Below are 6,301 nucleotides of genomic sequence, written 5' to 3'. Positions count from 1 at the left end.
GCGGGCGGCCGGGACTGGACGTCGGCCGAGGCGCAGCGGCAGCACGCGAGGGCGGTCCGGGCCCTCGACGCCGTCGAGATGCCCGGCCGGGTCCGTGACCGGCTCGCGGCCCTCGCGGACTTCGTCGTCGTCAGGGAGCGGTGAGCACAAGGCCGCATCTGCCCGGACTCTTCGGAGGCTCAGGCCACTTCGGAAGGGGAACGCGAGATGACATCGACCACCGACGGTTCCGCGGACCCGGGCATCGCCCGGGCCGCGGCGGCATCCGGCACCGCCCGGGTGGGCACACTCTCGGCCGTGACGGAGACCGCGCAGAGCCCCCCGAACCCACCGCATCCGGACTCCGGCCTCGACGAACTGGTCTCCCGCACCACCGACCGGGCGGTCGGGGCCCTCCTCGGGCTCCAGCACCAACAGGGCTGGTGGAAAGGGGACTTGGAGACCAACGTCACGATGGACGCGGAGGACCTCCTGCTCCGCGAGTTCCTCGGCATCCCGGACGAGGCGACGACGGCGGCCGCCGCCCGTTTCATCCGCGGCGAGCAGCGCCCCGACGGCACCTGGGCCACCTTCTACGGCGGCCCGGGGGACCTCTCCGCCACCATCGAGGCGTACGTCGCGCTCCGCCTCGCCGGGGACGAGCCGCAGGCGCCGCACATGGCGCGGGCCTCCGCGTGGGTCCGCGAGCACGGGGGCGTCGCCCGCAGCAGGGTCTTCACGCGGATCTGGCTCGCCCTCTTCGGCTGGTGGAGCTGGGACGAACTCCCCGAGATGCCGCCGGAGTTGATGTACCTGCCGAAGTGGGTCCCGCTCAACATCTACTCCTTCGGCAGTTGGGCGCGGCAGACGATCGTGCCGCTCACCGTCGTCTGCGCGTTCCGCCCCGCACACCGCGCGCCCTTCCGCCTCGACGAGCTCCACCGCGACCCGGCGCACCCGGTACCCGCACGGCGGGCGGCCCCCGTGCGGAGCTGGGAGGGCGCCTTCCAGCGGCTCGACCGCACGCTCCACGCCTACCGGCGCGTCCACTCCAGGGCCCTGCGACGGGCTGCCCTGCGCTCCGCCGAGCGCTGGATCATCGTCCGGCAGGAGAACGACGGCTGCTGGGGAGGCATCCAGCCGCCCGCCGTGTACTCCCTCATCGCCCTCCGCCTTCTCGGCTACGACCTCCAACACCCCGTCATGAAGGCCGGGTTGGCGGCGCTCGACAGCTTCGCCGTGTGGCGCGACGGGGAGTCGCCCGGTTCGGAGGGCGAGCGGGCGGGGGCCGCGCCCGACGGCCCCGTGCGGATGATCGAGGCGTGCCAGTCGCCCGTCTGGGACACGTGCCTCGCCACCATCGCGCTCGCCGACGCGGGAGTTCCCCGGGACCATCCCGCGCTGCGGTCGGCGGCCGAGTGGATGCTGGGCGAGCAGGTGGTGCGCCCGGGGGACTGGTCGGTGCGCAGGCCCCAACTGGCGCCCGGCGGCTGGTCGTTCGAGTTCGACAACGACAACTACCCCGACACCGACGACACGGCGGAAGTCGCACTGGCGCTGCGCCGGGTCCACCACCCGGAGCTGCGGGGCGTGGACAGGGCTGTCGCCCGGGCGGCCGCCTGGGCCCTGGGCATGCAGTCGAGGAGCGGGGGCTGGGGCGCTTTCGACGTCGACAACACCAGCGCGTTCCCCAACCGCCTCCCGTTCTGCGACTTCGGCGAGGTGATCGATCCACCGTCGGCCGACGTCTCCGGGCACGTCCTGGAGATGCTCGCGGCCGAGGGCCGGCAGAGCGACCCGCAGTTCCGCAAGGGCCTCGCCTGGCTCCTCTCCGAACAAGAGCCCACGGGCGCGTGGTTCGGCCGCTGGGGGGTCAACTACCTCTACGGCACCGGTTCCGTGCTCCCCGCGCTCGCCGCCGCCGGGCTTCCGTCGGCGCACCCGGCGATGCGCCGCGCCGTCCGCTGGCTGGAGAGCGTGCAGAACGACGACGGCGGCTGGGGCGAGGACCTCCGCTCCTACATCGACGCCGAGTGGGTGGCCAACGGAACCTCGACCGCCTCGCAGACGGGCTGGGCCCTGATGGCCCTGCTCGCCGCGGGGGAGCGCGATTCCGACGCGGTGCGCGGCGGGCTGCGCTGGCTCGCCGCCACCCAACGCGCAGACGGCACCTGGGACGAGCCGTACTTCACGGGCACGGGGTTCCCCTGGGACTTCTCGATCAACTACCACCTCTACCGCCTCGTCTTCCCGCTCACCGCGCTCGGCCGCTACCTCCACGGCGACGGCCTCCCGCACCGGGCCGCATGATGACGGCGCCCGGGGCCTGCGACAGGCTGCTCGTGGTGTGCGCGCTCGGCATCGAGCACCGCGCCCTGCGCGGCGGCGTACGCCGGGCGACCGCCCTGCCGGGCCCGGGCGTACCGGAGTTGCTGCGTACCGGCATGGGGCCCCGCGCCGCCCGGCGCGCTGTCGCACGGCGGCTCGGCGACGAGCCCGTGGCCGGCGGCACGGCCGTGCTCGCCACCGGGTTCTGCGCGGGGCTCGTGCGCGGGATGCGTCCGGGCGATCTCGTCGTCGCCGAGGAGACGTCCGACGGGGCCGAGAGCACACCGTGCACGGGCGCCGAGCTGCTCGCCGCCGCGCTGTCGCCGTACGGCAGGGTGCACCGCGGTCTCCTCGCCGGCAGCGACCACGTGGTACGCGGTGCGGAGCGGGCGGTGCTCCGAGCGGGCGGGGCCGTCGCCGCCGACATGGAGTCGGCGGCCGTGCTGCAGGCGGCGGCGGGGCCGGCGGGGCACCGGCCGGTCGCGGCGGTCCGGGTGGTCGTCGACGCGCCGGGGCACGAACTCGTCAGGCCGGGGACGCTGCGCGGGGGGATATCCGCCCTCCGCCGCCTGCGCACCGTCCTCCCCGCATTCCTCGAATGGCACCGATCCTTGCTGCTCCCCTGGAGGTGAGCGAGATATGGCCATGCCTCTTCGCCAGACCGTCCGTATCGCCACGTACCTGATGCAACAGAAACTACGGAGGCGGGAGAAGTTCCCGCTGATCGTGGAGTTGGAACCGCTCTTCGCCTGCAACCTGAAGTGCGAGGGGTGCGGGAAGATCCAGCATCCGGCGGGCGTGCTGAAGCAGCGGATGCCGGTCGCGCAGGCGGTCGGTGCCGTGCTGGAGTCGGGGGCGCCGATGGTCTCCATCGCCGGGGGCGAGCCGTTGATGCACCCGCAGATCGGGGAGATCGTGCGGCAGTTGGTCGCGCGCAGGAAGTACATCTTCCTGTGCACCAACGCGATGCTGCTGCGCAAGAAGATGGACGAGTTCGAGCCGTCGCCGTACTTCGCCTTCGCCGTCCACGTCGACGGGCTGCGGGAGCGGCACGACGAGTCCGTCGCCAAGGAGGGCGTCTTCGACGAGGCCGTCGAGGCGATGAAGGAGGCGAAGCGGCGCGGCTTCCGCGTCACCACCAACTCCACCTTCTTCAACACCGACACCCCGCAGACCGTTGTCGACGTGCTGGACTTCCTCAACGACGAGGTGAAGGTGGACGAGATGATGATCTCGCCCGCCTACGCCTACGAGAAAGCCCCGGACCAGGAGCACTTCCTCGGCGTCAACCAGACGAGGGAGCTGTTCAGAAAGGCGTTCGCCGGCGGCAACCGGAACCGCTGGCGGCTCAACCACAGCCCGCTCTTCCTCGACTTCCTAGAAGGCAAGGCCGACTTCGCCTGCACCGCGTGGGCGATCCCCAACTACTCCCTCTTCGGCTGGCAGCGCCCCTGCTACCTGATGAGCGACGGCTACGTCCCGACGTACAAGGAGTTGGTGGAGGAGACCGACTGGGACTCCTACGGCCGCGGCAAGGACGAGCGCTGCGCCAACTGCATGGCGCACTGCGGCTACGAGCCGACCGCGGTCTTCGCCACCCTGGGCTCGCTCAAGGAGTCGCTGCGCGCCGCCACGGAGACGCTCGGCGCGAAGTGAAAGGAACGGCCGGGGAGTTGTGCCGCAACGGCGGTGCAGCTCCCCGGCGGTGTGAGAACGTTCGGTGTGCACTCACAGACGGGAGACACGGCGTGACCGGCTTCGACCTGGGCGAGCTGCTGTCCCAACGCGGCGGCGAGCGCTACGAGTTGCACACCAGGTACCTCAACCACCAGCTTCCGCGGATGCTCCGCGCCATCGGCTTCGACCGGTTCTACGAGCGCGGCGAGGGCGCCTACTTCTACGACGAGGACGGCCGCGAGTACCTCGACATGCTCGCCGGCTTCGGCGTGATGGGCCTCGGCCGCCATCATCCCGTCGTACGCAAGGCGCTCCACGACGTCCTCGACGCCGACCTGCCCGATCTGACCCGCTTCGACTGCTCACCGCTGCCCGGCCTCCTCGCGGAGCGGCTGCTCTCGCACGCGCCCGGCATGGACAGGGTCTTCTTCGGCAGCAGCGGCACGGAGGCGGTGGAGACGGCGCTCAAGTTCGCGCGTCGTGCCACGGGGCGCTCCCGTGTCCTCTACTGCGACCACGCCTTCCACGGCCTCACCACCGGCTCGCTCTCGGTCAACGGTGAGGACGGCTTCCGCGAGGGGTTCGGCCCGCTCCTCCCGGACACGGCGGTGCCGCTCGGCGATCTCACCGTGCTGGAGCGGGAGTTGAAGCGCGGCGACGTCGCCGCGCTGATCGTCGAGCCCGTCCAGGGGAAGGGCGTCCACGAGGCTCCCCCCGGCTTCCTGCGTGCCGCGGGCGATCTCCTCCACAGGTACGGCGCGCTGCTCGTCGTCGACGAGGTGCAGACGGGCATCGGGCGCACGGGGGACTTCTTCGCGTACCAGTACGAGGGCTCCGCCGCGCAGGGCGGTGCAGAACCCGACCTCGTCTGCGTCGCGAAGGCGCTCTCCGGCGGGTACGTGCCGGTGAGCGCGACGCTGGGGAAGGACTGGATCTTCAAGAAGGTCTACCGCTCCATCGACCGGGTGCTCGTCCACTCGGCGAGCTTCGGCGCCAACGCGCAGGCGATGGCCGCGGGGCTGGCGACGCTCTCGGTGCTGGAGGAGGAGGACCTCGTCGGCAACGCGCGCCGCACGGGGCAGCAGCTTCTGGGGCGGCTGACGGAGCTCCAGGAGAAGTACGAGCTGCTCAAGGAGGTGCGCGGACGGGGGCTGATGGTCGGCATCGAGTTCGGCAAGCCCAAGTCCCTCGGACTGCGCAGCCGTTGGACGATGCTCCAGACGGCGCGGAAGGGCCTCTTCTCGCAGTTGGTGGTGGCCCCGCTGCTCCAGCGCCACCGCATCCTCACCCAGGTCTCAGGGGACCACCTTGAGGTGATCAAGCTGATCCCGCCGCTCGTTGTCGGCGAGCGCGAGGTCGACAGGTTCGTCGAGGCGTTCACCGAGGTGATGGACGAGGCCCACAACGGCAGCGGCCTGCTGTGGGAGTTCGGGCGCACCCTCGTCAAGCAGGCGGTCGCCGACCGGTAGGCGGCCCGGCAGGCCGGGCGCCTCAGTCCTTCTCGAGGAGCCGCTCCCGCAGGCGGTCGCGCGTCTCGTCGGTGAGCCCGAGCCCCTTGGTGAGGTAGTGCTCGACGCCGCCCCAGGTCTCCTCGATCGTCTCCATCGCGGCGGCGAGGTACGTGGCCCGTGCGTCGAAGAGCGGGGAGAGCAGCTCGACCACCTCGGCCGAGAGGCCGTCCTTCACCCGGGAGCCGCGGTGGATCAGGTAGCGCCGGCCGGGGGCGTTGGAGAGGAGGTAGTCGGCCTCGACCGCCTCGTGGTCGACGCCGACGGCCATCAGCACGATGGCGATCGACATCCCGGCGCGGTCCTTGCCCGCCGCGCAGTGCAGCAGCGCGGGGACGGTCTCCTCCGCTATGGCGCGCAGCAGGCGCCCGTGCTCCTCGGTGCGGGTGGTGATGAGCGCGCGGTAGGTGTCGATCATGCGCGCCTCGCCCTTGCCGTCGGCGAGCGCGGCGCGCAGCTCGTCGAGCTCGCCGCCGCGGACCATCTTCCAGAACTCGGCTCCGTCCGCCGGGTCGTTGAGCGGCATGTGGACGTTGCGGACGCCGGGAAGCTCGACGTCGACGCCGTCGAGGGCGAGGTCGGCCGAGTTGCGGAAGTCGAAGACGGTGTGGAGGCCGAGGCTGCCGAGGTACGCGGCGTCCTCGGGGGTCGCGTTGGCGAGGTGGCCGCTGCGGTACAGCACGCCGTGCCGTACTCGCCGGCCGTCCCGCGTCGGCAGGCCGCCGACGTCGCGGAAATTGCGGACACCGGTCAGTACGGATTCGGCGGACTGCTGGCTCACGGGGTGCCCTCGATTCTGCTGCTCGACT

At 71.8% G+C, this 6,301-nt stretch carries 5 protein-coding genes and 1 pseudogene; 5 read left to right on the top strand and 1 reads right to left on the bottom strand.

Annotated elements, in window-relative coordinates:
- The 5 genes and pseudogenes from UWG_RS32785 to UWG_RS0114335 all read left to right on the top strand — a co-directional run.
- Window positions 1–144, top strand: a pseudogene (locus UWG_RS32785) (polyprenyl synthetase family protein); the annotation flags it as partial.
- A gap of 63 nt (window positions 145–207) precedes the next feature.
- Complete coding sequence (gene shc, locus UWG_RS0114350) at window positions 208–2,289, top strand: squalene--hopene cyclase (protein ID WP_016907912.1); 2,082 nt, start codon at window positions 208–210, stop codon at window positions 2,287–2,289.
- On the top strand, window positions 2,289–2,939 hold the full coding sequence (locus UWG_RS0114345; RefSeq protein ID WP_016907911.1) for a phosphorylase family protein: 651 nt from the start codon (window positions 2,289–2,291) through the stop codon (window positions 2,937–2,939). Before shc ends, UWG_RS0114345 begins: the two co-directional genes overlap by 1 nt.
- 7 nt (window positions 2,940–2,946) lie before the next feature.
- Window positions 2,947–3,963, top strand: a complete 1,017-nt coding sequence (gene hpnH / locus UWG_RS0114340) for an adenosyl-hopene transferase HpnH (RefSeq protein WP_016907910.1) — start codon at window positions 2,947–2,949, stop codon at window positions 3,961–3,963.
- Window positions 3,964–4,055: 92 nt separating this feature from the next.
- Window positions 4,056–5,453, top strand: coding sequence for an aspartate aminotransferase family protein (locus tag UWG_RS0114335; RefSeq protein WP_016907909.1), 1,398 nt, complete (start codon window positions 4,056–4,058; stop codon window positions 5,451–5,453).
- Between the two features lie 22 nt (window positions 5,454–5,475).
- Here the strand turns inward: UWG_RS0114335 and UWG_RS0114330 are convergent, their stop codons facing one another.
- Window positions 5,476–6,273, bottom strand: coding sequence for a tyrosine-protein phosphatase (locus tag UWG_RS0114330; protein WP_016907908.1), 798 nt, complete (start codon window positions 6,271–6,273; stop codon window positions 5,476–5,478).
- Window positions 6,274–6,301 lie beyond the last annotated feature (28 nt).

This window comes from Streptomyces xiaopingdaonensis (genome assembly GCF_000262345.1).
GTDB classification, from domain to species: Bacteria; Actinomycetota; Actinomycetes; order Streptomycetales; family Streptomycetaceae; genus Streptomyces; species Streptomyces xiaopingdaonensis.
This window is presented reverse-complemented; position numbering and strand designations above follow the sequence as displayed.

What these genes read in the sequence shown, in the direction of transcription:
- hpnH (WP_016907910.1), top strand. Translation starts at nt 2,947, where the DNA reads ATGGCCATGCCTCTTCGCCAGACCGTCCGTATCGCCACGTACCTGATG.
- UWG_RS0114345 (WP_016907911.1), top strand. Translation starts at nt 2,289, where the DNA reads ATGACGGCGCCCGGGGCCTGCGACAGGCTGCTCGTGGTGTGCGCGCTC.
- shc (WP_016907912.1), top strand. Translation starts at nt 208, where the DNA reads ATGACATCGACCACCGACGGTTCCGCGGACCCGGGCATCGCCCGGGCC.